The 22,256-nt window shown below is 49.6% G+C and carries 23 protein-coding genes; 17 read left to right on the plus strand and 6 right to left on the minus strand.

Features of this window, described 5'->3' with window-relative positions; all coding sequences use genetic code 11:
- The first annotated feature begins 4 nt into the window (after positions 1-4).
- From moaC to G441_RS0105575, 7 genes are read left to right on the plus strand one after another with little or no spacing between them, the layout of a single operon-like run.
- Positions 5-496 (plus strand): cyclic pyranopterin monophosphate synthase MoaC, encoded by a 492-nt coding sequence (gene moaC, locus G441_RS0105545; RefSeq protein WP_026375422.1) that lies wholly within the window; start codon positions 5-7, stop codon positions 494-496.
- The gene (gene moaD / locus G441_RS0105550; protein ID WP_026375423.1) at positions 483-728 is read left to right on the plus strand and encodes a molybdopterin converting factor subunit 1; all 246 of its coding nucleotides are present in this window, start codon (positions 483-485) and stop codon (positions 726-728) included. The genes moaC and moaD overlap by 14 nt, the downstream gene beginning before the upstream one ends.
- Position 729: 1 nt before the next feature.
- Positions 730-1,194 (plus strand): molybdopterin synthase catalytic subunit MoaE, encoded by a 465-nt coding sequence (gene moaE, locus G441_RS0105555; protein ID WP_026375424.1) that lies wholly within the window; start codon positions 730-732, stop codon positions 1,192-1,194.
- On the plus strand, positions 1,191-1,934 hold the full coding sequence (gene modA, locus G441_RS18030) for a molybdate ABC transporter substrate-binding protein (RefSeq protein WP_034474507.1): 744 nt from the start codon (positions 1,191-1,193) through the stop codon (positions 1,932-1,934). Before moaE ends, modA begins: the two co-directional genes overlap by 4 nt.
- Positions 1,931-2,608, plus strand: coding sequence for a molybdate ABC transporter permease subunit (modB, locus tag G441_RS0105565; RefSeq protein WP_026375425.1), 678 nt, complete (start codon positions 1,931-1,933; stop codon positions 2,606-2,608). The genes modA and modB overlap by 4 nt, the downstream gene beginning before the upstream one ends.
- On the plus strand, positions 2,599-3,618 hold the full coding sequence (locus G441_RS0105570) for a molybdenum ABC transporter ATP-binding protein (protein WP_026375426.1): 1,020 nt from the start codon (positions 2,599-2,601) through the stop codon (positions 3,616-3,618). Before modB ends, G441_RS0105570 begins: the two co-directional genes overlap by 10 nt.
- Before the next feature lie 10 nt (positions 3,619-3,628).
- Positions 3,629-4,567, plus strand: coding sequence for an MBL fold metallo-hydrolase (locus G441_RS0105575; RefSeq protein ID WP_026375427.1), 939 nt, complete (start codon positions 3,629-3,631; stop codon positions 4,565-4,567).
- Here G441_RS0105575 and G441_RS0105580 read toward each other — a convergent pair.
- The gene (locus tag G441_RS0105580) at positions 4,562-4,867 is read right to left on the minus strand and encodes a DUF1244 domain-containing protein (RefSeq protein WP_026375428.1); all 306 of its coding nucleotides are present in this window, start codon (positions 4,865-4,867) and stop codon (positions 4,562-4,564) included. The genes G441_RS0105575 and G441_RS0105580 overlap by 6 nt on opposite strands.
- Positions 4,868-4,984: 117 nt before the next feature.
- Between G441_RS0105580 and G441_RS19900 the strand changes: the two genes are divergently transcribed.
- Complete coding sequence (locus G441_RS19900) at positions 4,985-5,236, plus strand: hypothetical protein (RefSeq protein ID WP_026375429.1); 252 nt, start codon at positions 4,985-4,987, stop codon at positions 5,234-5,236.
- Between the two features lie 10 nt (positions 5,237-5,246).
- The gene (locus tag G441_RS0105590; RefSeq protein WP_026375430.1) at positions 5,247-6,353 is read left to right on the plus strand and encodes a threonine aldolase family protein; all 1,107 of its coding nucleotides are present in this window, start codon (positions 5,247-5,249) and stop codon (positions 6,351-6,353) included.
- Here the strand turns inward: G441_RS0105590 and hemN are convergent.
- Positions 6,346-7,713: an oxygen-independent coproporphyrinogen III oxidase gene (gene hemN / locus G441_RS0105595; protein ID WP_026375431.1), complete on the minus strand. Its 1,368-nt coding sequence runs from the start codon at positions 7,711-7,713 to the stop codon at positions 6,346-6,348. The two genes, G441_RS0105590 and hemN, sit on opposite strands and share 8 nt — an antisense overlap.
- 204 nt (positions 7,714-7,917) lie before the next feature.
- Here hemN and G441_RS0105600 point away from each other — a divergent pair, with 204 nt between their 5' ends.
- The 5 genes from G441_RS0105600 (at position 7,918) to G441_RS0105620 (ending at position 12,230) form a co-directional block, all read left to right on the plus strand.
- A complete protein-coding gene (locus G441_RS0105600) occupies positions 7,918-8,100 on the plus strand; it encodes a hypothetical protein (protein ID WP_026375432.1) in 183 nt (60 codons plus the stop codon).
- 174 nt (positions 8,101-8,274) lie between these two features.
- Entirely contained in the window at positions 8,275-8,952 is a 678-nt protein-coding gene (locus G441_RS0105605) for a histidine phosphatase family protein (protein WP_026375433.1), read from the plus strand.
- Between the two features lie 12 nt (positions 8,953-8,964).
- Complete coding sequence (locus tag G441_RS0105610) at positions 8,965-10,182, plus strand: acyl-CoA dehydrogenase family protein (RefSeq protein WP_026375434.1); 1,218 nt, start codon at positions 8,965-8,967, stop codon at positions 10,180-10,182.
- A gap of 3 nt (positions 10,183-10,185) precedes the next feature.
- Positions 10,186-11,220, plus strand: coding sequence for a phosphotransferase (locus G441_RS0105615; protein WP_026375435.1), 1,035 nt, complete (start codon positions 10,186-10,188; stop codon positions 11,218-11,220).
- A gap of 35 nt (positions 11,221-11,255) precedes the next feature.
- Positions 11,256-12,230, plus strand: coding sequence for an NADPH:quinone oxidoreductase family protein (locus G441_RS0105620; RefSeq protein WP_026375436.1), 975 nt, complete (start codon positions 11,256-11,258; stop codon positions 12,228-12,230).
- Between the two features lie 66 nt (positions 12,231-12,296).
- Here the strand turns inward: G441_RS0105620 and G441_RS0105625 are convergent, their stop codons facing one another.
- From G441_RS0105625 to gap, 4 genes are all read right to left on the minus strand, one after another.
- Positions 12,297-12,629 (minus strand): hypothetical protein, encoded by a 333-nt coding sequence (locus G441_RS0105625; RefSeq protein ID WP_156896292.1) that lies wholly within the window; start codon positions 12,627-12,629, stop codon positions 12,297-12,299.
- Positions 12,630-12,964: 335 nt separating this feature from the next.
- Positions 12,965-13,414 (minus strand): acyl-CoA thioesterase, encoded by a 450-nt coding sequence (locus G441_RS0105630; protein WP_026375438.1) that lies wholly within the window; start codon positions 13,412-13,414, stop codon positions 12,965-12,967.
- Between the two features lie 5 nt (positions 13,415-13,419).
- Positions 13,420-14,265, minus strand: a complete 846-nt coding sequence (locus G441_RS0105635; protein ID WP_026375439.1) for a D-hexose-6-phosphate mutarotase — start codon at positions 14,263-14,265, stop codon at positions 13,420-13,422.
- A gap of 81 nt (positions 14,266-14,346) precedes the next feature.
- On the minus strand, positions 14,347-15,342 hold the full coding sequence (gap, locus tag G441_RS0105640; protein WP_026375440.1) for a type I glyceraldehyde-3-phosphate dehydrogenase: 996 nt from the start codon (positions 15,340-15,342) through the stop codon (positions 14,347-14,349).
- A 200-nt stretch (positions 15,343-15,542) separates the two neighbouring features.
- Here gap and malQ point away from each other — a divergent pair, with 200 nt between their 5' ends.
- The 3 genes from malQ to glgX all read left to right on the plus strand — a co-directional run bounded on the left by malQ (position 15,543) and on the right by glgX (position 22,153).
- Positions 15,543-17,741, plus strand: coding sequence for a 4-alpha-glucanotransferase (gene malQ / locus G441_RS0105645; RefSeq protein ID WP_026375441.1), 2,199 nt, complete (start codon positions 15,543-15,545; stop codon positions 17,739-17,741).
- Between the two features lie 89 nt (positions 17,742-17,830).
- Positions 17,831-20,035 carry a 1,4-alpha-glucan branching protein GlgB gene (glgB, locus tag G441_RS0105650; protein WP_026375442.1) on the plus strand — a complete coding sequence of 735 codons (2,205 nt, stop codon included), beginning with the start codon at positions 17,831-17,833 and terminating at the stop codon, positions 20,033-20,035.
- Positions 20,036-22,153, plus strand: coding sequence for a glycogen debranching protein GlgX (gene glgX / locus G441_RS18035; protein ID WP_034474511.1), 2,118 nt, complete (start codon positions 20,036-20,038; stop codon positions 22,151-22,153).
- The last annotated feature ends 103 nt before the right edge of the window (positions 22,154-22,256 follow it).

The following is a 22,256-nucleotide window of genomic DNA, read 5'->3' on the forward strand; positions in this document are numbered from 1 at the left end:
GAAAATGTCGAATGAATTCAGTCATCTCGATGTCCATGGCAATGCTAATATGGTGGACATCAGTGCTAAAGCAGTGACCGCTCGAGAGGCCACAGCGGTGGGGTATGTATCTATGCAAGCATCCACCCTACAAAAAGTGGCCAGTCAGGACATTGCAAAAGGTGATGTGTTCGCAGTGGCACGTATCGCCGGTATTCAGGCTGCCAAAAAATGCTCTGACCTTATTCCTCTTTGTCATCCACTTGCCTTGAGCAAAGTACAGGTAGATTTTGTCATTGAAGCGCATCAGCAACGTATCCGTATTGAAAGCTTGTGCAAGCTGAATGCCCGGACGGGGGTCGAGATGGAGGCACTCACAGCAGTAAGTGTGGCCGCACTGACCCTGTTCGATATGTGCAAAGCTATTGATCCGGGTATGACTATCGACGGCATTAAGGTGTTGAGCAAAGCCGGTGGTAAACGCGGTGAGTGGCGGATGGAAGATGATCACGATTAAGTTTTTTGCCAGCCTTAGAGAACGTCTTGGTGTTGATTCAATACAACTTGAGCTGACCAGTTCAATCACAGTGTCTCAGCTGCAACAGCACCTGATAGCGCAACATGAGGATTGGAGTGACTTGCAGCAGGGTAAGGTGTTGTGTGCGGTCAACCATACACTTTGTGACGCAAACACCACGATCCATGACGGTGATGAGGTAGCATTTTTTCCACCAGTGACGGGCGGCTAAGATGATTAGCATTCAGCGTGAAGATTTTAACGTTGGCGATGAATATGAGTTGCTAAGAAAAACGTCACGCAGTGAAGGCGCGGTCGTAACGTTTGTTGGCCTGGTCAGAGATGTCAATTTGAGTGATAGCGTGACAGCTCTGGAGCTCGAACATTACCCAGGTATGACTGAAAAAGTGTTGAACGAATTATGTGATGAGGCGAGACAACGTTGGGTGCTTGGCGCAATCAGAATCATTCATCGCGTGGGCAAGCTGCAAGCTAATGATCAGATTGTTTTCGTCGGTGTCAGTAGCCGACATCGTCAGGACGCGTTTGACGCTGCTCAGTTCGTTATGGATGTGCTCAAAACTCAGGCACCGTTCTGGAAAAAAGAACACGGTGTAAATAGTGCCAAATGGGTAGAAGTAAGAGAAACTGATATGCTGGCGCTGCAGCGCTGGCAAAATCCACAGGATCCTCAGTGAAAACAGCCTTGCTATGGCTTGCCTGTTTAGTGACGCCATATGTATCATGCGCTGGCGAAATGCTGCGTGTCGCAGTGGCATCAAACTTTTATCCAACCCTACAAAGTCTTAGCAACACATTCAGTCAGAAAACGGGTATTGGTGTCTCCCTCTCTTCTGCGTCAAGCGGTACCCTATATGCGCAGATTGTGAATGGCGCGCCGTTTGATCTATTTCTGTCCGCCGATGCGTTGCGACCACGGCGTTTGCAGGAGCAACAGTTAATCTTGGCAGGCAGCCGAAAAACCTATGCGCTGGGTAAGCTGGTATTGTGGATACCGGGCCAGACTGAGCCCACTATTCAGCGACTACAGGATGTCTCTGGTCGTATCGCTATCGCCAACCCCCGTGTCGCCCCATACGGAAGCGCCGCGAAACAGGTCATTGAGCATGCAGATCTGTGGACGCAGTTGCAGGGTAAGTTAGCCATGGGAAACAATATCACTCAGACCTATCAATTTGTGCGCAGCGGTAATGCAGCTGCGGGTTTCGTAGCGCTAAGTCAGGTAGTAAAAAGTGCTGAACAGATGCTGATAGTGCCACAGGCATGGTATCAACCTATTGAGCAGCAACTGGTTATACTCAAGCGTACCAAACAGCAGCAACTCGCCCAGCAATTGAGCGATTATTTACTTTCTGAACCCGTGCAGAGAACTCTAGCAACATTGGGGTATTGGCAGGCAGGAAGCGTCATCCCATGAGTGGCATGGATATCAATGCGCTTTTGCTGACCGTAAAGCTGGCTGCATTGACTAGCATTATCCTGATCGGTATCAGTGTGCCGTTGGCCTGGTGGCTTGCACACTGGCGTAGTCCGGCTAAATCAATAGTGCTGGCAATCCTTGCCTTACCGCTGGTACTGCCACCCACAGTGCTGGGCTTCTACTTACTCATCTCGTTTGCCCCTGATACATGGCTAGGCCAAAGTTGGTTGGCGCTGAGTGGCCGGCAGCTGGCATTCAGTTTTGAAGGGATCCTCCTTGGCTCTGTGATCTATTCACTGCCATTTGCCGTGCAACCTTTACACAATGCGTTTGAGCAGCTAAATCCGCGTTTTGTTGAAGTAGCAAAAACCCTCGGACTTAACCGCACTCAGCAGTTTATGCAGGTAATTTTACCCATCACCAGGGGCAGTTTTTTTACGGCTGCCGGCCTAAGTTTCGCACACACACTAGGGGAGTTCGGTGTTGTGCTGATGATAGGCGGAAATATTCCTGGTGAGACGCAGGTGGTGTCAATTGCATTGTTTGACCATGTCGAAGCTATGGCTTACGAGCAGGCCCACGCTCTGGCGCTGGTTATGCTGCTTTTTTCATTATGCTTGCTAACGGTGTTGTACCGCTTCAATAGCAGCAGGATAAGTCTGTGGAAATAAAAGGCCGTCTTTGTAAACAGGGTAAAACCATCCTCGATGTCGACCTGACGCTGCCGATAAGTGAGAATATCTGCGGCGTTTATGGCGCCTCTGGCGCCGGTAAAACGACTTTATTACGATGTCTTGCCGGGGTAGAGGCGGATTTTGAGGGGCACATATCGGTTAAACCTGAAACCCGCATTGCGCTGGTATTTCAGGACAGTGCCTTATTTCCCCATTTGACTGTGCAGCAGAATTTACAATTGGCAAGGCGTTTTGCCGCGCCCAGACAAGGTGCTCTGTCGATTTATGAACTAGCTACGTTGTTCGAATGTGAGCATCTCTTTTCCCAGCACATCAGCAGTTTGTCCGGCGGTGAGCAGCAGCGAGTGGCATTGGCCAGAGCGCTGGCAAATAATCCCGATGTTCTGCTACTGGATGAACCCGTGTCGGCATTAGATGAAAACCGACGATATCGCCTGTTACAACACGTGCTAGACCTGCATACTCGTGACGGATTTTCTGTGCTTATGGTAAGTCACAGTCTGCGGGAGTTGGCTTTTGTCAGCGATTATATTGTGCAGCTCAATGCGGGTAAGATAGAAGCCGAGGGGCCACTATCATCCATGATAAACAGATTGCAGCAGCATGAAGATGTCAGACAATACCGCTCTTTGTTCAGTGTGCTGATGGGCAAGGTCATTCAACATCACGAACATTATGGCCTCACCGAATTACACTGTGATGGGCAGCGGCTTTTTGTCCCGCGGGATTCAGTCAAAGGAGAGAGTGTTAAGGTCAGGGTTGAGGCCAATCAGGTGAGTTTGGATCTGAACGAGCGCAGCCAAAGTTCTATTATTAACTGTCTGCTGGCCAGGGTGGTGGACATAGAAGCCGTGACCCCGACACGCCAATTGGTCACACTTAGCCTTGGCACACACACCCTGTTCGCCGAGATTAGTGCATGGAGTGCCGATAAGCTAGGTATCCACACGGGACAAAATCTGTATGCACGTTTCAAGCTACCCTAAGGAGAGGCTGATGAATTTCAAGCACATGTTAAAGGTAATGTCCTGCCTTATATCGCTTGGTACAGTGACAGGCGTGCATAGTGAATCAAATCAACCCTTTCTGCTCATACTTGGGGTAGCACAGGATGCAGGCTATCCCCAGGCCGGTTGTTTTAAACCCCATTGCATGCCAGGCTGGCACGCGCCACAAAAGCGCCAGCATGCCACATCGCTAGCGCTTGTCTCACCTGCATCAAATCAAACCTATTTATTCGAGGCTACGCCCGATCTACCTGAACAGCTGTATACCTTGCACAACCGCGTATCATCGACACAGTATTCACTCGCCGGTGTATTTGTGACACATGCTCACATTGGTCACTATGCGGGACTGATGTATTTGGGGCATGAAGCCATGGGCGCATCTGACGTTCCGGTGTATGCCATGCCAAGAATGACAACGTTTCTGCGTGACAATGGTCCCTGGAGTCAACTGGTTAGCTTTCAGAATATCAGCCTACGGAAATTACAAAACAATACCCCTGTAGGATTACAGCAGATTTCGGTCATTCCTTTTCTGGTACCGCACAGAGATGAGTTCTCAGAGACGGTCGGTTATTCTATTCGAGGTCCCAACGCCTCAGCAGTTTTCATACCAGACATTAACAAATGGCATATCTGGCAACAAGATCTCGCCGAGGTTGTACGTCAACATGATTATGCATTGCTGGATGCGACATTTTTCTCGGGCGACGAGTTGCCGGGCAGGGATATGTCAAAAGTGCCTCATCCACTGGTCACAGAAACCATGCAGCTACTATCAAATCAGCCTGATGACATCCGGCAGCGCGTATGGTTCATCCATATGAATCATACCAATCCCTTGCTAGATAAGGCCTCAGAAGAATATCAATCCGTTACCAACGCAGGTTTTAACGTAGCGTTTGCGGGTCTTGAGCTTATTTTATGAGTGTTTAGCTTTGGCAAACTTAGCTTGTTGTTCCGAAGTTGCCTCGGTCTGGTACTTTTGTTTCCACTCATTAAAAGGCATACCGTAAACAATTTCTCTGGCCGCATCTTTATCCAGCTCAATGCCTTTTTCGCTTGCTGCTTCAGCGTACCAGCGACTCAGGCAATTGCGACAAAACCCGGCCAGGTTCATTAAATCAATATTTTGTACGTCGGTGCGGGTTCTGAGATGGTCCCGCAGGGCGCGAAACGCGGCAGCTTCAAGCTCTAGAGTGGTTTGGTCGTCAAATTGATTAGTCATTATGTTATTTAGAAATGAAGAGAGGGTTTGTAGAATAAAGTGTCGTGCATATCAGATCAATTCAGTACTTAGTATCCTTAATATTTGCGTTATCCATAAAACGTTCAACGAATTATTATGCCCAAGCCCAACAAAAAACAGCCCAAACGTACGGTGTTGATTTCCTGTATGCACTGTAAAACCAATCTGTTCAAATACCGAAAAGGGGGCAAAGGCGCGCTGGTAAAATGTTTTGTTGAGCGTATAACGGAAGATTACACGCATGACAAAATCCATTGCCCACAGTGCGAGCAGGAGTTTGCCAGAGAAACGATGATTCGGGGTGCTCCGGCACTTAAAATTATCGGCGGAAAAGTACATATGAAGTGAGCAATAGACCATGCTAACGCCATCCATACAATCTCGCTTTGCACAGGCGTGTAAGGCAGCCAGTGCTAATATCCATCGACACCGGCCACTTTCTACTGCGCAGGAACTCCAAGGCATACGCAATGCTGTCCTGCCAAAAGACGATCGTGACGCATACGGCAAAGGCGGCTGTGTAGCTGACTTTGAGCAGCAGTTGTGTACGCTATTTGATAAACCAGCGGCGGTGTTTTTACCTACCGGCACGCTGGCGCAATGTGCTGCGATGAAGTGCTATGCCATACAGTCAGAACGTGATGGTGTTGCGCTTCATCCCACTTCACACCTGTTACTTCATGAGCACATGGCAATAGAGCAGCTGTGGGGCCTCAAGGCGATTTCCGTGGGGCACACACATCGGGCAATGACATTAGATGATCTTATGCAGGTTGATTCCTCTACTCTGGCGGCGCTGATCATTGAGCTACCGATGCGCGAGATTGGTGGCGTGCTGCCCAGCTGGCAGGAACTAGAGTTGATCAGAAAATGGTGCGATGAATATGGTGTAGCTCTGCATCTTGACGGCGCCAGGGTGTGGCAGACGAGCACCTATTATCAGCGCTCTCTGGCTGAGATACTGTCATTATTTGATTCAGCCTATGTCAGTTTCTATAAGGATATGGGTGGAATATTCGGTGCGGCGCTGCTGGGCAGCGAGGCGTTGGTTGATGAGGTGAGAATTTGGGCACGAAGGGCCGGTGGCAATCCTATCACCATGTATCCGGAAGTGCTTGCCGCTCGGATTGGCTTGCAGCGTTATTTGCCTCAGATGCCGGTTTTTGTTGATTATGCAGCAAGGTTAAGCCAGGCACTGGCGGGTATAGACCTGTTGATCAACCCACAAACACCTCCATGTTCCATGTTTCACATCCAGTTGCCCATAGCACCACAACGTCTGGCTGAGCGCATTGTGGCGTATGCTGAGGCTACCGGCATTATCGTGTTGCCATTACCACGCATTGGTGATGACAACAGCAGCATTTGTGAAATCAGCGTAGGAGACAGTGCGATACAGCACCCTGTGTCATATTGGGCTGAGCACGTGAGTCTGTGCCTCGGTCAATCCAGCCAGGCTAAATAACTCTGGAAAAACGCTGTTGAGCAATTTTTTCCTGGCTGTATACATCAAACGTCAGACAGATATTGCGTACCAGCAAGCGGGCTTTGGGTACCACCTCGAGGCTGTGCGGCCGGTTGATGACCAACTGATCGTCAATAAAGGGGGTTAGCGCAACTATGGCATTTGTGAAATAGCGATCAAAGTCAATGCCATACTTTTCGGCAATAAGCTGTTTATCGACCCGTAAATTGCACATCAACGCCTGAATCACATCGCGACGGATGACGTCATCCGCGTTTAATACAAGCCCTTTATCTATCGCATGTTCACTGCTTTCGATGCTGACATAATAGTCCTGTAAGGTTTTCTTATTCTGGCTGTAGCAATTGCCGATGGCACTGATGGCAGACAGGCCAAGCCCCAACAGATCTGACTGTTTCTGTGTGGTATAGCCTTGAAAATTGCGGTGCATATCACCTTTTTCCTGCGCAATGCTGAGCTCATCATCGGCGCGCGCAAAATGATCAAGGCCGATCAAGACATAACCGGCCTTATTTAATGTCAGAGCGGCCTGACGCATCAGGGCCAGCTTTTGGTTCGCATCCGGCAGCCATTCATTACGTATCTTACGCTGAGCCGCAAAGCGCTGCGGCATATGTGCATAGCTAAACAGCGACACCCGGTCCGGTGATATTGACGCAACCGTGTCCAACGTGGTGGCAAAGGTCTGCTCATTTTGATGGGGCAGGCCGTATATTAAATCCAGGTTGATAGACACAAAACCACAGCGTCGTGCTTCTTCGACCAGTTGCTTGATGAACGCCGTTGACTGCACACGGTTTATGGCACGCTGCACATTCAGATCGGTATCCTGTACACCAATACTTAGCCGGGTAAAGGCGCTATCCGCCAACATCTTAATGTAGTTGAGAGGGATTTTTCTTGGATCTATCTCGATACTGATTTCAGCCTGCGGCTGAATGTCAAATGCCTGATGCAGGGCGCTCATCAATTGCTTCATCTGAGATGGGTTCAGAAAACTCGGCGTACCGCCACCCAAATGCAACTGTGTGACGGGCTTGGCAGACAATTGGTTACCACGGTAGGCAATTTCACGCTGTAGAAAAGCAAGGTACTTATCGGCTTTTTCGCTGTGTCGGGTGACGATTTTATTGCAGCCGCAGTAGTAGCAGAGGCTGTGACAAAACGGGATATGTACATACAGTGACAGAGTGTCATTGCTGGAGGATTGTGCTGCCTGTATGAATGCTTGTTCGGTGAATGTAGGCGTGAATTCCAGTGCCGTTGGATAGGACGTGTAGCGCGGCCCACTGGTGTCATATTTGGCAAGTAGCGAGGGGTCAAAAAAATCGATGTTCATTGAATCAGGTGTATGGAAACTGCTTAATAAAAGGAGTGTATCGGAGTGCGCGCACGCAGCCCTTGATCTATAACAATGCATCGGCAATGTGGATTCATTTTGTTGTAAATGAAATGTTAAAAGTTTTGCCTTTTACGCCGTGATAGGTAAAATCGTCGAGCGCTTGGAGTGCAGCGAAGCAATGGAAAAATGGCGGAATAGGGTATGCAGGATAAGCCTGATTTTGTTTGCAAAGTGCCTATACCCATCGTAAAAACCTGGGTTTGGATGGTTACTGAATCCGATGATCCAGCAATCATCGACCAGGGCACTGACAATCTTGTTGAGCAGTTTGGCACACTTGCCGAAGCTAACAGATATATTGAATTCCATGAGCGAGAACGCTAAGGAAAAGAACCAAAAAGAGCCGCACGTGCGGCTTTTTTTTTGAGTGTCATTTGGTCACAACCTAGATCACGCAATGCATGCATGGTGTGAATAGAGCAATATCAACAGAATAAATTAAACTTATTACCACTTTGTTCTTAACATCATATTTACGAAAAATCAGGACAGGGTCTTATGGCAGAGTTTTATCTCGTCAGACATGGGCAGGCTTCGTTTGGTAAAGCCGACTACGACCAGCTCAGTGAACTTGGATATCAGCAATCAGAGTGGCTTGGTGAGTATTTTGCCGAGCGTAATATAAAGTTTGATGGTGTCATTCGCGGCGCAATGAAGCGTCATCATCAGACTGCCGAATCAATCTGCAAGGCAATGCAAGCCGACACGCCGCATGAAATCGACGAGGGACTGAACGAATTTGATTTCGAAAGCGTTGTGCGGGCTTACCTGGCAGATAATCCAGCCCATACTCCGGCCAAACAGGCGACGCCCGCCGAGTATTATCGATTACTGAAAAATGCAATGCATAGTTGGTCGAATGAGCAGCTCGACAGTAGCCTTATCTCTGAAACCTGGCAGGACTTTTCAGCCCGAGTAGAAAACACGCTTCAGCATGTATGTCAGCGACGGCCCGAAAAGCCCCTGTTGTTGGTCAGTTCAGGCGGCGCAATGTCAGTGATGATGGGGCATGTGCTGGGGCTATCGATTGAGTCCATTATCAACCTCAACATGCAAACGAAAAACGCCAGTTTCAGTCATTTCTATTTCAACCGTGACAAGGTTACGGTTAACAGCTTTAACAGCATTCCGCATCTTGATAGACCATCCAGACTGCATGCGGTTACTTACAGTTAACAGGAGTCACACATGAATTTTGACTACACCGATAAAACGCTTGAACTAATGGAAAAGTTACAGGCGTTCATGGATAAAGAAATCTATCCTATTGAATCTGAATACGTCCACGCGGTTGAAACCAGCGCAACGCCTTGGCGTACACCCGATATGATGCATGAACTTAAAGCCAAGGCCAAACAGCAGGGCTTGTGGAACTTGTTCTTGCCTGAAGAGTATTTGCCCTACGGGGCTGGTCTCACCAACCTCGAGTATGCGCCACTGTGTGAAATCATGGGAAGAGTACCCTGGAGTGCAGAGGTGTTTAACTGTAGTGCACCCGACACCGGCAATATGGAAGTGTTGGCGAAGTACGGTTCCGATGCGCACAAAAAGCAGTGGCTTGAGCCACTCCTTAACGGTGAAATCCGTTCTGCCTTTGCCATGACAGAGCCTGAGGTTGCGTCATCGGACGCGACAAATATCTGTACGTCCATTAAGCGCGATGGGGACGACTATGTGATCAATGGTCGCAAGTGGTACACCAGTGGCGCGATGAATGAAAACTGCAAAATCATGGTGGTGATGGGTAAAACTGACCCTGATGCACCGCGTCATGCGCAGCAGAGTCAGATCCTGGTACCGCTGGATACCCCTGGCGTCACGGTAGTGCGTCCTATGTCGGCGATGGGTTACCTTGACCAGCCTGTCGGGCATGCTGAGGTACTGTTCGATAATGTCAGAGTGCCGGCAGGAAATTTATTAGTCGGTGAAGGACGAGGTTTTGAAATTGCTCAGGGCCGCCTTGGTCCGGGCCGAATTCATCATTGTATGCGTTTGATAGGCGTTGCGCAGCGCGCACTTGATTTGTCATGTGCCAGAGTCGAACAGCGCGTTGCGTTTGGTCAGCCACTGAGCAAACAGCAGTCAGTGCGAGAGAGCATTGCGCAAATGCACTGCGATATTGAACAAGCGCGTCTGTTGACTCTGAAAGCGGCAGATAAAATGGATAAGTACGGAAATAAAGTCGCTCGTGACCTGATCGCGGCGATTAAAATTGTAGCGCCCAAAATGGCCTGCCGGGTGATCGATGAAGCTATCCAGATGCATGGTGCAGCGGGCACCAGCCAGGACACTTTCCTGTCCGCCGCGTATGCCTATGCCCGTACCGTACGACTGGCCGATGGACCGGATCAGGTACATATGATGCAGCTTGGACGCAATTTGGTTAAAGACTACAACGCAGGTTAAGTGATGAACCAGACCACCCATCAACTTGATCTGGAGATACTGCAGAGCTATCTGCAGGACAAAGTACCAGACCTTGCTGGTCCACTGCGTGCGACAAAGTTTGCTGGCGGGCAGTCTAATCCAACGTTTAAGCTGGAGTCTGGAGGGTCAACATACGTATTGCGCCGCCAGCCACCCGGCAAATTGTTGAAGTCTGCACACGCGGTAGACCGCGAATATCGCGTGCTTGAGGCCCTACAAAAAACCGATGTGCCGGTGGCAACGCCGTTCCATTTATGTACAGATCCTGATGTCATCGGCAGCATGTTCTATGTGATGGAATACGTACAGGGAAATATCTATTGGAACAGCGCGTTACCTGAAGTCGACAGCAATGCTGTGCGGACCCGCATTTACGACGAAATGAATCGCGTATTGGCGGCCTTACACAGCGTTGATATCGATGCTGTGGGGCTGAGTGACTACGGTAAGCCCGGCAATTATTTTGAGCGCCAGCTTAGTCGCTGGACGTCTCAGTACCGCGCGTCGGAAACCGAGAAAATTGAGGATATCGAATCACTGATTGCCTATCTTCAGCAGCATGTGCCTGCCGACGATGGCAGGGTATCTTTAGTCCATGGTGACTATCGCTTAGACAATATGATTTTCAGTGACGGGCCATCTCCACAGTGTTTGGCAGTGCTGGACTGGGAGTTGTCTACATTGGGTCATCCACTGGCAGATCTTGCATACCAGTGTATGCAGCTGCGCCTGCCTCATGATTTAAAACTCGCTGCCGGACTGCGAGGTCTCGATCGACACGCAATCGGTATTCCGAGTGAGCAGGAGTACGTTGACACATATTGCAAGCGCACTGGACTGGAGGGTATCAGTAACTGGCAGTTTTATCTGGCATTCAGTTTCTTCCGTCTCGCTGCCATTCTACAGGGTGTGGTTAAGCGTGCTCTTGATGGCAATGCCTCTAATCCAAAGGCTCTGCAACTGGGCAGCATGGTCAAACCGCTTGCTGCTCTGGCGATAGAATTAATTAACGAATAACCGAACGCGGCGCGCAACGTCGCTGGAGAAGTATAATGAAAGCAATCGTATGTCATGAGTTTGCCGAACCGGAAAAGTTGGCGTTTGAAGATGTACCAGACCCTCAGGCGAAAGCTGGTCACGTGGTGGTAAAAGTAGAAGCGGCCGGTGTAAATTATCCTGACGGCCTGCTGGTACAGGGACTATATCAGATGAAACCGCCGTTTCCATTTATTCCTGGCAGTGAGGTGGCGGGCGTGATCACAGAAGTCGGCGAGGGGGTTTCACACTTGAAAGCAGGGATGCGTGTGATCGCACTGTGCATGTTAGGCGGTTATGCCGAACAGGTTTGCGTGCCTGCCACACATGTGTTGCCTTTGCCTGACGCTATTCCTGATGATGAAGCTGCAGCATTGGTGACTGCCCATGCAACCGCTCACCACGCATTAAAACAGCGCGCGAATCTGCAGCCAGGTGAAACGCTGGTTGTCACTGGCGCCGCCGGTGGCACCGGGCTGGCCGCGGTGCAGATAGGTAAACAAATGGGCGCGAAGGTGATTGCAGTATGCTCAACGGCGGAGAAGCTTGAAGTAGCCCGCCAGAATGGTGCGGATATTCTGATCAACTACACCGAAAAAGATCTCAAAACTGCCCTTAAAGAAGTGACCGATGGCAAAGGCGCTGACGTTGTGTACGAGTGCGTGGGAGGTGATACGTTTCATGCCTGCTCGCGAAACATGGCCTGGAATGGCAGATTGCTGGTGATTGGATTTGCCTGTGGTGAGATCCCCGAGTTTCCAGTCAATCTGGCGTTGGTCAAGGGGTACTCGGTCGTCGGTGTATTCTGGGGTTCATTCACACAGCATCAACCGAAGGAATTCGCCGCAAACATGAAGGAGCTGTTGACCTGGTACGTGGAAGGCAAAGTGAAAGTGATTGTTGATGAGGCGTTGCCACTGTCTCGGGCTACCGATGCACTGCACAAAGTGATGGGCAGGGAAGTAAAAGGCAAGATGGTACTGACGCCGTAATCTGTCTCAGCAGATAGTAAAAAGGCCTCTTACGAGGCCTTTTTCAATTTAACACGTTAGAAGCGCTTACCATCCAGCGCGAGTTGCAACAAACGCAGTGTCAGGCATCTTTCTCACCATCAGTGAGTCAGACTCCACCATGCTAGCCAGTAGGGTAGCACGACCTGAACCGGCGTCAGCACATTGCACATTTTGCAGTGCGGTTGCTGAGCGTTGCATCGCATTTAACGAGAACACAGGCTGCTCACTGCGAGCCTTTTTTCTTACCTGAGTATTATCGCCAGCTTCTGTTGCAGAGCAGGTCGCAGACACGGCGCTATTTATGTTAGCGTGCGCAGCGCCCGCCATTGTGCAAGAAGCGATAGCGATAACGAGAGCAATTCGGGCAAGTTTCAACATAGTATCGTTCTCTGTTTGGTTAACGTTCCCAACGTCAGTTGGATAGTTGTTTTGCGTAGACAAGTAAAGCGCACTTCAGGTATTGAAAAAATCTTAAAACTGATACTCAGGTATAAAAAAATATACCCAGTGTCATCCCGACGATATCAAGCGTCAACCCGGCCATATCAAGCGTCCTACCGGCCATATCAAGCGTCTCCCCAGCGAAGGCCGGGGCCGCTCAAACCAATAAAGTGGATATGAAAGCAAAGGGGATTTGCTGCAGATTGCGGCCTACGCCGCAATGACGTGATTTATTAGCCGCAATGACGCTTTTTGAGGGCCGCTATGACGGGTTATAAACCCGCATGATTAATAACTGTGCCGGGGGCGCCCATTTCCAGCGCGTCTTTGAGATGCTCAGGGATAGGCATCTTATTAAAATGTGTCGCATCGACCATCACATAGACCACCTCAGCCTCTGCGATGTTTCGTCCACTATTAATCTCTTTCATGTGCAGCGCCAGAGAGAACGACGTATTTCCAACGCGGGACGCGTTAACACTGATGGCGATAACGTCATCAAATTTGGCAGATGACTTCCATGAAATATTCAGATTTACAACCTGGTTTTCTATCCCCTGGGCAACCAGAGACGCATAATCCCCCCATATCGCGCGCATAAATTCGGTTGCGGCGATATCGGCGTAGTCGGCATAACGTGCGTTAAAGACAACATTTTGAGGGTCACATTCGCCGTAGCGAACTCTCAGTAAATGGGTAAAGTGTGCATGTGAAGACGACATTGCGGTTATCCAATACGTTGCTGAAGGGCGAGGGTTTGGCCGGGTGCCAGAGATACGTCACCGGTGACAGCGGTTTCGACGCACAGCATCGTAAGATAGCCGTCTTCTCGCATATCTGCCATTGCCGTTGCCTTATCCTGCCAGGGATTCCACACCACAATGCTGTTGTGCCCACTTGAGTCGACCTCGGTTACTCCGCCCGGGTGCTGAATCGTCAAGTGCTCAGCAGCATCAAGATGGATCCTGTCCGTTTCCATGGTAAAGCGATAGGGAGAAGGTGTGCTGAATGTGTCAAAGCCACGGGTCTTATCCAGATATTCACCTTTCAAGCCAATGAGTTCGGAGCGCTGAATATCCTCTACCGCAAAGTAAGTATGCAGCGCACAGCTCAGGGGAAAAGGCTCTGAACCAAGATTTCTGGTGACTAAGGTGATGCTGAGTTGTTCACCCAGATGCACCACGATTTTAAGCTGTGCAGCATAATCAAATCCGGGCCCCTGCACGCTTTGGGGGACCAGCGTAACGGCAGTGCCGTTGTCATCATCCTTACAGTCGTTGAGTGTCCATTGCTGCTTGCGCACATAACCATGGGAGGGAAGGTCTTCCTGCCTATTACCGTGGTTATCACTAAACCATGGCCAGCACACTGGCACGCCGCCTCGTATGGCACTTATACCATCAAAAATGGCCGACTGACTCAGCCACAGGCGCTCACGCTGGTCGCTTTGTGGGACATAACTGAGCACATGGGCGCCGAACAGACTGATCTCGCATCGACCAAAAGCATTGGATAACACCAGAGTGTCAAGTGACCCTCGGCTGGCTTGCGTAATAGATGAAGGTAACTGCATGTAATGCTGATCCTGAAGAAAATAGTGGCATAAAAAAGGCGACTTAACGTCGCCTATTTTTATCACAACTTTCTATATCTATCACTTGCTGATGTGCGCAACCAAATCCAGTACGCGCTCTGAATAACCCATTTCGTTATCGTACCAGCTTACAACTTTGACGAAGGTATCGGTCAGGGCGATACCGGCAGTGGCGTCAAAAATGGATGCATGACTATCGCCAATAAAATCCTGCGAAACCACAGCATCTTCGGTATAGCCTAAAATGCCCTTCATTTCGCCTTCTGATGCGCGCTTCATTGCCGCACATATCTGCTCATAAGAAGCCGGTGACGCCAGATTCACGGTCAAATCTACCACTGACACGTTAGCCGTCGGTACGCGGAATGCCATACCCGTTAGCTTGCCATTGAGTGCAGGGATCACCTTGCCTACTGCTTTAGCCGCGCCGGTAGAGGATGGAATGATATTTTGTGACGCACCGCGTCCGCCACGCCAGTCTTTGACCGAAGGACCATCAACCGTGTTCTGGGTTGCCGTTGTCGCATGAACCGTGGTCATCAAGCCATCAGTGATGCCAAATTCATCATTCAGTACCTTTGCTACAGGTGCCAGACAATTGGTCGTGCAGGATGCGTTAGACACAATGTCCTGACCGTCATAGCTTTCGTGGTTAACGCCCATGACGAACATTGGGGTATCGTCTTTAGATGGCGCTGACATCACGACTTTTTTCGCGCCGGCAGTCAGGTGGGCTCGCGCTTTTTCGTCAGTCAGGAAAATGCCCGTTGCTTCCACAACAACATCGACATCCAGTTCACCCCAGCCAAGGTCAGCCGGATTTTTCTCGGCAGTCACGCGAATCTCCTGGCCATTGACGACCAGCATACCGTTTTTAACGTCTACCGTGCCGTCAAAGCGACCATGGGTTGAATCGTATTTGAGCATGTAGGCGATATAATCCAGGTCTAGCAGGTCGTTGATGGCCACAACTTGAATGTCACTGCGTTTAGTTGCTGCGCGCAACACCAGACGTCCGATACGACCGAAACCGTTAATTCCCACTTTGATCGACATAGTAGATCCTCTTTGGAAAATGAAATTAAATTACGTAAAGTATGGATCAATATGGCCATGAATTCAAAATTAATCCATAATTTTGTAGTTAAATTACATTTATTTTTGAATGCAAACGTATTCAGTTACGAATTTTTAACATTCTAAACAATAATGTATGGACACCAAGTACACACATTCAGAATAGGACATAACTTCGCATGACTTCCACTTTGCTGGATCAGCTCGTCACGCTGCGTGGTATCGAATCCAATTATGTTGATGCATGGGGAAACCCAGCCACGGTAGACAAGGACAGTAAACAAAAGTTACTCAAAGCAATGGGATATGCCGTTGACGACAGTGACAAACTCCAGTCTCAGGTTGAACAGGAGGTGCGCAGTGCATGGCTGACGCCGCTAAACCCTGTGCAGGTCGTGCGACGTGGTGAAGCAGTGAATGTGACGGTGCGGTTACCTATCGAACTGGTAAATGACAGTTATAACGTAGCGATAACCACTGAACAGGGTGAACAGATTGTGCAGACGCTGGTGCCGACGGACGGCGAGCTGCTCAACGTTGCAGAATTCGAAGACGGAGAGTTTCAGGAATACATGTTCACGCTGTCAGAGGCGTTGCCACTTGGTTATCACGATCTCAATTTGCTCGCCGAAGATGGCGATCATATTGCGGATATGCGCCTGATTGTCTGTCCAACTTCTTGTTTTAAGCCAGCTGATATTGAACAGGGTAAAAAGGTGTGGGGGCTAAGTGTACAGCTTTACTGTGTGCGCAGCTCGCGCAACTGGGGCGTCGGCGATTTTACTGATTTAAGCGAACTGGTGCGTGATGCCGCATCACACGGCGCACATTTTATCGGCCTGAATCCGATTCATGCGCTGTATCCTTCCAACCCTAATGCCTGCAGTCCATACGGCCCCTCATCACGCCGGTGGCTGAACATTATCTATCTGGATGTGACGGCCCTGCCTTGTTACGAAGACCCTGCCGTACAGGAGATTGTTAATAGTAATGACTTTCAGGCCACGCTTGAGCACGTCAAAGCGGTAGATTACGTTGATTATGAAGGGGTGATGCAGTTGAAATTAAAGGCGTTGAACGCGGTTTTTGACGCCTATCGCAGCAAGTATCTGAGCAAAAATACAAAACAAAACAAAGCGTTTAAAGCGTTTGTGGAAGCCGGTGGCGAAAGTCTTGATATGCTGGCGGTGTATGATGCGTTGCAGGAATTCCTGAGTAGTGAAGGTAAGCCCTCATGGGGATGGCCTGTGTTTCCGGCCCGATATGCCGATTACCATGCACCAGATGTAGCGAAGTTTAAGAAGGCCAATAAAGAACGAGTGATGTTCTATCTGTTCTGTCAGTGGCAAGCTGCATTGCAACTTGAGCAAGCCCAGCAGACGGCGCTGGATAGCAACATGATGATTGGTTTATATCGTGATCTTGCCGTTGGCGTCAGTGAGGGCAGCGCCGAGATTTGGGGCAACAAGGATTTATACTGTATCGACGCAAGCGTTGGCGCGCCGCCCGACATTCTTGGTCCACTGGGTCAGAATTGGGGATTGCCGCCGATGGATCCGGATAAGCTCTACGCGCAACGTTATCAGCCTATTATTGATTTGTTCGACGCGAACATGCGCGCTGCGGGCGCGTTGCGTATTGACCACGTCATGGCGCTGTTACGTCTGTGGTGGGTGTATCGTGGTGATAACGCCAAGCTTGGCAGCTACGTGTATTATCCCGTGGATGATTTGCTGGGCATCTTGGCATTGGAAAGTCATCGTCATCAAGCGTTGGTTATTGGTGAAGATTTGGGTACGGTACCGGAAGAAATTCGTACCAAATTGGCGGATGCCGGTGTGTATTCTTATCGGGTGTTTTTCTTTGAGCAGGCCGAAGACGGTGGATTCTTCTCGCCGTCTCATTATCCTGAACAGTCGATGTCGACCCTGACTACGCATGATATGCCGACATTAATCGGCTTCTGGCATTGTCTTGACCTGGAACTGGGTAAAGAACTGGGATTGTATCCCACGGATGAAATACTCAGTACGCTTTATAATGATAGACACATCAATAAGCAGGCGATTCTGGATACGCTACACGGACACCATTCAATTGGTGAAGATGTAGGACGCAGGGTAGAAGACGTGGGTATGAATCAGGCACTTAATTTTGGCATGCAAAAACATATGGCCACAGGGTCAAGTGCACTGCTGTCCTTGCAGTTAGAAGACTGGCTGCAAATGGATAAACCGGTAAATATTCCGGGTACATTTAACGAATATCCAAACTGGCGGCGCAAACTCAGTCGCAATCTGGAAGATATTTTCGATGATCAAAATATCCAGCAGCTTGCACAAGAGTTGACACAGCGCAGAAACGCTGCCAGTAATTAGCGTCACAATGACGCACAATAATGGGATAGTATCCCTCTAATGACCGGCCTGTGCCGGTCATTTTTGTACAAATAAAATGGAGCAAGACCATGCAGTTACGCGACCAACTCCAACAGGCCCGATGTACCCACCCATTTCAGCATCTGGGATTACAGGAACATGAAGGTAAGGTGTCCGTAACCGCCTGGTTGCCCGGCGCAATCGATGTTGTCATGGTTGATCACGACAGCAATGCTGACATCTGTGCGTTGACACGGCAGCCGGACAGTGACCTGTTCGTCGCGGAAATATCCGCAAAGCCGCGCCCACAGACCTATCACTTCCGAGTACGCACGTCAGAAACAGAGTTCGATGTGCTTGACCCTTATCAATTTCGTGAGCAGGCCTATCACGCCGTGCACTATGTCGACCATGCGCCGGAAAACCTCTACCAGCAACTCGGTGCGCAACTTATTGAGGTCACCACAGCAGACGGTAAACCAATAGCGGGAACACGCTTTGCGGTATTTGCGCCTAACGCCAGCGCGGTATCAGTCGTTGGTGACATGAACTACTGGAACGGCACCTGCCACCCCATGCAAAAAACCGATATGGGCTATTGGGTGCTATTTATTCCTGGGGTTAAGGCTGGTGTTAAATATAAATATCAGCTCAAAGATGCGCACGGTCATGAATTACCCCATAAAGCCGACCCTGTCGGCTTCAGTGCAGAGCAGTATCCCTCACATGCATCGACCGTCTATGACCATGGGCGTTACCAATGGCAGGATAAAAAATGGATGGAAAAGGGCAGGGCAGAGGGGGCGCAAGCTGCAAAATACTACCAGCCTATGAGTATTTACGAGGTGCATCTTGGGTCGTGGAAACGTCCTGGAGATGTATCAGGGCGGCGCTATCTGAGCTACCGTGAACTGGCTGAACAGCTCATTCCTTACGTAGTAGATATGGGTTACACCCATATTGAGACATTACCTGTATCGGAATACCCGTTTGATGGTTCCTGGGGCTATCAGCCGGTTGGCATGTTCGCTCCCACCAGCCGCTTTGGCGATCCGGACGACTTTAAGTACTTTGTCGATCAGTGCCACCAGCACGGCATTGGCGTCATCATTGATTGGGTGCCCGCGCATTTCCCTGAAGATGGTCATGGCCTTGCTCGCTTCGATGGCACGCATGTGTACGAATATGAAGATCCACGCAAGGGCTGGCATCCAGACTGGAACTCCTGCATTTATGATTTTGGTAAAGATACCGTCAGGCAATTCCTGGTCGCCAGTGCCTTATACTGGCTGGATAAGTTTCATATTGATGGGCTGCGGGTCGACGCCGTGGCGTCAATGTTGTATCTGGACTACTCGCGGGAAGACGGCGAGTGGATCCCGAACGTCGATGGCGGGAATCACAATTATGAAGCCATCAGTTTATTGCAGTGGATGAATCGGGAAGTATATGAAAAACACCCCCACGCCATTACCATTGCCGAAGAATCGACGTCTTTCCCTAAAGTGTCTCGCCCCGTTTACGAAGGCGGCTTAGGCTTCGGTTTTAAATGGAACATGGGGTGGATGCATGATTCTCTGCACTACATCAGCAAAGACCCAGGCTATCGCCGTTATCATCACAACGAAATCACCTTCTCTATGGTCTATGCGTTCGATGAAAATTTTGTGTTGCCAATTTCACATGATGAAGTCGTGCACGGCAAGGGATCACTATTACGCAAAATGCCCGGCGACGAGTGGCAGGCAGCAGCCAATCTGCGTTGCTATGCGGCGTTCATGTACGCGCATCCGGGCAAAAAGCTCAACTTCATGGGCAATGAACTGGGCCAGAGTGCAGAATGGAATCACGATGGTTCATTAAACTGGCACCTGCTGGAGTTCGACAAGCATGCGGGTATTCAGAACATGTATCGCGACCTGAACAAACTTTACAGTAAACATCCAGCATTACATGAGCTTGACCATCAGGGGGAAGGGTTTGAATGGATAGATCACGGCAATGCGGAGCAGAGCATTCTGGCATTTGTGCGCAAAGATAAACAACAGCGCACTAAGGTCTATATGGTCAGTAACTTTACACCGGTGCCACGGGATAACTTCAGACTGGGTGTGTTGGATGAGGGCAATTACTCTGTGATTTTCAACAGCGATGACAAGGGGTACTGGGGCAGTGGCTATAAAGTGTCGAAGAAGTGCAAAGCACAGGACACATCCTGGCACCATAAACCGTTCTCGGTGCAGTTGAATTTGCCACCATTAGCGACACTGTTCTTGCTGTATAAAGGAGACTAAATGGCAGCGTCATCATGGCGTATTGATGATGGACGTCCTTTTCCGTTAGGCACACTGCTCAGTGAAAAGGGCTGTAACTTTGCGGTGCACTGCCCAGATGCAACGCAGGTATATCTTTGCCTTTTTCATCCGGACACGGAAGAACAGACCGCGAAAATTCCGCTACCCCTCAAAACTGGCAGTATCTGGCATGGTTTTGTGTACGATATTCAGCCCGGCCAATTATATGGCTTCCGCAGTGATGGCAAATATAAACCGCGCGCGGGTATGCTGTTTGACGTGGACAAATTACTGATAGATCCCTACGCCAGAGAGCTAAACCGTCCTGCAGTATGGAATGCAAGGCAATATGAGGGAGACAGTCAGTTTATGGTGCCCAAATGTATCGTGCATGCGGGCACAGCACTGGCAACCAGTACGCTTAATCACAAACCTCATGTAAAACCTGAACACACTGTACTTTATGAGGCCCACGTCAAGGGCCTAACCATGCTCCATCCTGACGTACCTGATGAGCACAAAGGCAAGTTCCTTGGCGCCTGTCATCCCTCGGTGATAGCCCATCTTAAACGTCTGGGCGTGTCGTCTGTGCAGCTATTGCCAGTGATGGCATTTATGCCAGAGCCCTATATTAGTGAAAAAGGACTAACGAATTATTGGGGGTATAACCCGCTGAACTTTTTTGCGCCCGAGCCTCGTTATGTGGTGAAAAATGGCATTGAGGAGTTCCGTCACATGGTGGAACAATTTCACCAGCAGGGTATCGAAGTCATTCTTGACGTGGTGTTTAACCATACCGCCGAATCAGGCTTGCCTGGTCCAACGCTGTCATTCAAAGGACTTGATAATCGCGCCATGTATTTGTTCGAGCAGGACGATTTTCATCAGCCTCGCTACGAGCACTACGCCAACTACTCCGGTTGCGGAAATACCGTGCATTGTGCGCATCCGTATGTGATGACGATGATAATGGATGCGCTGCGTTACTGGGTATCCGAGATGGGCGTCGATGGATTCAGATTCGACCTTGCTGCCAGTTTGGGCCGGGATTCCTACGATTTTTTCAGCCAGGCTGGTTTATTCCGTGCCATTCGTCAGGATCCGGTGCTGGCTGATGTGAAATTGATTGCTGAGCCCTGGGATATTGGCCCAGGCGGCTACCGTTTGGGACAGTTTCCTGCCAATTGGCACGAATGCAATGATAAATACCGCGACTCGGTTCGCGCTTTCTGGCGCGGAGATAAAGGCCTGATGAGCGAGTTTGCCACCCGTATTATGGGCTCACGTGACGTGTTTCATAAGGGCGTACGCGCCATTCATACCTCAGTCAATAACATCACCTATCATGATGGCTTCACGCTGCACGATTTAGTCAGCTACAACCAGCGACATAACCTTGCCAACCTCGAAGATAATCGCGACGGTCATGGCCATAATCTGTCATGTAATTACGGCATCGAGGGGCCAACCTCAGATGCAAAAATACTGGCGTTACGTGAGCGTCAGAAACGCAACTTGTTTACTACATTGATGCTGTCGCAAGGCATTCCGCATATTCTCGGTGGCGATGAGTTGAGCCGCACCCAGCAGGGTAACAACAACGCATACTGTCAGGATAACGAAATAAGCTGGATTGACTGGACCATGAACCAGCGTAGTCAGGACTTTCTGGAATTTTGTTGTTATGTGGTGAAGTTCCGTAATGGTAGCAAAGTACTCAGCAATATCAGTCTCGAAGACGACCCCTATCATAATTTTTCCAACGTTGAGGCAGTGCGTTGGTATCGCCCTGACGGAGAATATCAGGCTGCAGAAGACTGGCATGATCATAATAACCAGTCATTTGCGATGGAAATTGTGGGACGTGAGGGACGTGAAGAAGGCTATGAACATTGGTTAGTGTGCTTCAATGCCAGTGACAACGATGTGCGTTTTCATTTACCGGTATTGTCCAATAACAGCGGCTGGTGCCTAATCCTGGATACGCGCTACTCGTCATTGCGGGAACAGCCTGATATTTGTATGAAAAATGTCTTTTTGCAGGCAGGTAAAAGCGTTGCAGTGTTGTGCTTTTCCAGTGCCAGTGAGGAGCTGGCAGCGCCCGTTGCGAAGCACTGAGCTGTTCCCTCTGCCTGCTCTATAAGAAAAACAGCTTCTGATGGATGGAAAAAACCAGACTGAGCGTCGCTGACGGCGTACCAATTCAGCGTCAGGTGTGTAT

Source organism: Aestuariibacter salexigens DSM 15300 (assembly GCF_000429145.1).
Lineage (GTDB): Bacteria > Pseudomonadota > Gammaproteobacteria > Enterobacterales > Alteromonadaceae > Aestuariibacter > Aestuariibacter salexigens.